We start from the raw sequence: 2428 nt of genomic DNA, 5'->3' as shown, positions 1-2428 counted from the left end.
CGCTGGCCGCGGCCGAGCGGGCGGCGGCGCAGGGCCGGGAGCCGCCGGTCCGGCCGCTGGCGCCCGATCTGGTCCGCGCCGCCCGGCAGGCCCCGCCCGGCGCGGGGATCGTGCTGGCCACCGCGCTGGACGATCCGGGCGAGGACCTGGACGCGGCGCTGGCCGCCTTGTCGGCGCGCGGTCCCTTGCGGCTGATCCTGATCGAGGACCGTTTCGAGACCGCGCCGCCCGCCCAGCCCTTGCCCTATGCCGCGCCGCAGGGGGCGGCCTTCGCGCGGTTCTCGACCCTGCCGGCCGGGCGCGCCGCCCGCGCCGCGCGGCTGTCCCGCCCCGGCATCCGGGTGCAGCGGGTCTCCTCGGACCCGGTCGCGCGCGGGGGCGGGCAATGAACCCCGACCTCTTGGCCAGCCTGCATCCGCCGCGTCTGCCGGAAAGCTTCGCCGCCGCCGGCTGGGACGATTTCCTGGCGGCTTTCGGGCTGGGGCTGCTGCTGGCGGCCCTGGTCGTCGCCCTGGCCATGCCCGCCCTGCGCCGCCGTCCCCGCCGCCCGCGCGCGGCCGAGCGCATCGCGGCCGCCGCAAAACTGCCCGCGCCGGAACGCCTGCTGGCGCTGAGCCGGCTTCTGGCCGAACGCGGCGGCGCGCTGCCCGCCGACCAGCGCGCCGCGCTCTATCGGGGCGAGGGGGGTGATCCGGCGCGGATCGAGGCGCTGATCCTTGGCAGGAAACGGGGCGCGCGATGATCGGCTTCGCCTTTCCTGTGGGCTTGCTGCTGTTGCCGCTGCCGCTGCTGGCGCGGCTGCTGCCCGCCCGCAGGCCTGCCGGGCAGGCGATGATGCTGCCCGGCGCGGTGGCCGCCGCGGCCGTCCCGGCGCCCGCGCCCCGCAGGTGGCAGGTCCTGGCGCTGGCGGCGGGGACATGGCTGTGCCTGTGCCTTGCGCTGGCCCAGCCGCAGCGGATCGTCATGGTGCCCGACCGCAGCGCCTCGGGCCGCAATATCGTGATCGCGCTGGACATGTCGGGCAGCATGGCGACGCCCGACTTCGCGCTGGAGGGGCAGACCGTCACCCGCCTGGCGGCGGTCAAGCAGGTGGCCGAGGGCTTCATCCGCGCCCGCACCGGCGACCGGATGGGGCTGGTGATCTTCGCCGACCGCGCCTATGTCGCCGCCCCGCTGACCCATGACCTGCGCGCCGTCGCCCTTGCCCTGACCGAGGCGCAGATCGGGCTGACCGGGCGCTCGACCAATATCTCGGACGGGCTGGGGCTGGCGCTGAAGCGCATCGCGGCCGAGCCGGCGGGCGCGGCCCCGCAGTCGAATGTCATCGTGCTTCTGTCGGACGGGCGCGACACCTCGGCCCGGCTGGATGCGACGCAGGTGGCGGCGCTGGCGGCGGAACGGGGTGTGCGCATTCACACCGTCGCCCTTGGCCCCGAGGATCTGGAGACCCGCCCCGCCGCCCGCGACGCGGTGGACCTTGCCACCCTGCGCGCCATCGCCACGGCGGCGGGCGGGCAGACCTTCCGGGTCCGCAGCATGGCCGACCTGCGGCGGATGGCCGAGGAACTGGACCGGCTGGAGCCCAACCCCTCGGCCCGCCCGCCGGTGGCCCAGCCGCGCCCGCTGTGGATCTGGCCCGCGACGCTGGCGCTGATGCTTGCCATGGCCGGAGGGCTGGGGGCACGGGAATGAGCGCCGTCCTGGGTCTGGTCCTGCTGCGGCCCTGGTGGCTGCTGGCGCTGCCGCCGATCGCCCTGGCGGCGATCTGGGCGCGGCGGCGGCGGCTGGCGGGGGCATGGGCCGGCGTGATCGATCCGGCGCTGATGCCCGCGCTGCGCCGCCTGGGCCTGCTGGCCGATGGCCGCCGCGACCCGCAGGCCGCGCTGCCCTTCGCGGCGGCGGCGGTTCTGGCGCTGGCGCTGTCCGGGCCGGCGCTGCCCCGGCAGGGGGCGGTGGAATATCGCGCGCTGGACCCCTTGGTGCTGGCGATGGACCTGTCGCCCTCGGTCGTGGCGGATGAGCGGGTGCTGGCGGATGCGCAGGCGGCCGCGGCCACGCTTCTGCCCTTGGCCAATGGCCGGCCGGCGGGGATGATGGTCTATGCCGCCGATGCCTATCTCGCCTCGGCCCCGACGACGGATGCAGGCAGCCTGTCGGGCCTGATCGCGGTCCTGTCGCGCGACACCATGCCGGTGGCGGGCAGCCGTCCCGACATCGCGCTGTCGATGGCGCGCGACCTGTTCGGGGCCAATGGCGGGCCGGGGCTGGGCGGCGCCGATCTGGTGCTGATCTCTGACGGCGGCGGCACCGGTCCGCGCGCCGTCGAGGAGGCCGCGCGGCTGGCCGGCGACGGCGCGCGGGTCTGGGCGCTGGTCCTGCCACGCGCGGCCGAGGGCGCGCCGCCCCCGGCGCCCGACGCCCTGGCCCG

3 protein-coding genes and 1 pseudogene are annotated in these 2428 nt (G+C 77.1%); all 4 read left to right on the top strand.

The annotated features are described in order from the left end of the window. Window positions 1–389: pseudogene (locus C9E82_RS24735) on the top strand (DUF58 domain-containing protein); the annotation flags it as partial. Next, window positions 386–742, top strand: a complete 357-nt coding sequence (locus C9E82_RS23725) for a hypothetical protein (protein ID WP_147393049.1) — start codon at window positions 386–388, stop codon at window positions 740–742. The pseudogene C9E82_RS24735 and the gene C9E82_RS23725, both read left to right, overlap by 4 nt. Continuing rightward, window positions 739–1692, top strand: coding sequence for a VWA domain-containing protein (locus C9E82_RS23720; RefSeq protein ID WP_119897279.1), 954 nt, complete (start codon window positions 739–741; stop codon window positions 1690–1692). Before C9E82_RS23725 ends, C9E82_RS23720 begins: the two co-directional genes overlap by 4 nt. Beyond that, window positions 1689–2428, top strand: a 740-nt coding sequence (locus tag C9E82_RS23715) for a vWA domain-containing protein (protein WP_122449413.1), incomplete at its 3' end; no start/stop codon positions are given. The genes C9E82_RS23720 and C9E82_RS23715, both read left to right, overlap by 4 nt.

This window comes from Paracoccus sigandri (genome assembly GCF_003709565.1).
GTDB classification, from domain to species: Bacteria; Pseudomonadota; Alphaproteobacteria; order Rhodobacterales; family Rhodobacteraceae; genus Paracoccus; species Paracoccus siganidrum.
This window is presented reverse-complemented; position numbering and strand designations above follow the sequence as displayed.

Coding starts and splice junctions, on each gene's coding strand:
- C9E82_RS23725 (WP_147393049.1), top strand. CDS start 386: ATGAACCCCGACCTCTTGGCCAGCCTGCATCCGCCGCGTCTGCCGGAA.
- C9E82_RS23720 (WP_119897279.1), top strand. CDS start 739: ATGATCGGCTTCGCCTTTCCTGTGGGCTTGCTGCTGTTGCCGCTGCCG.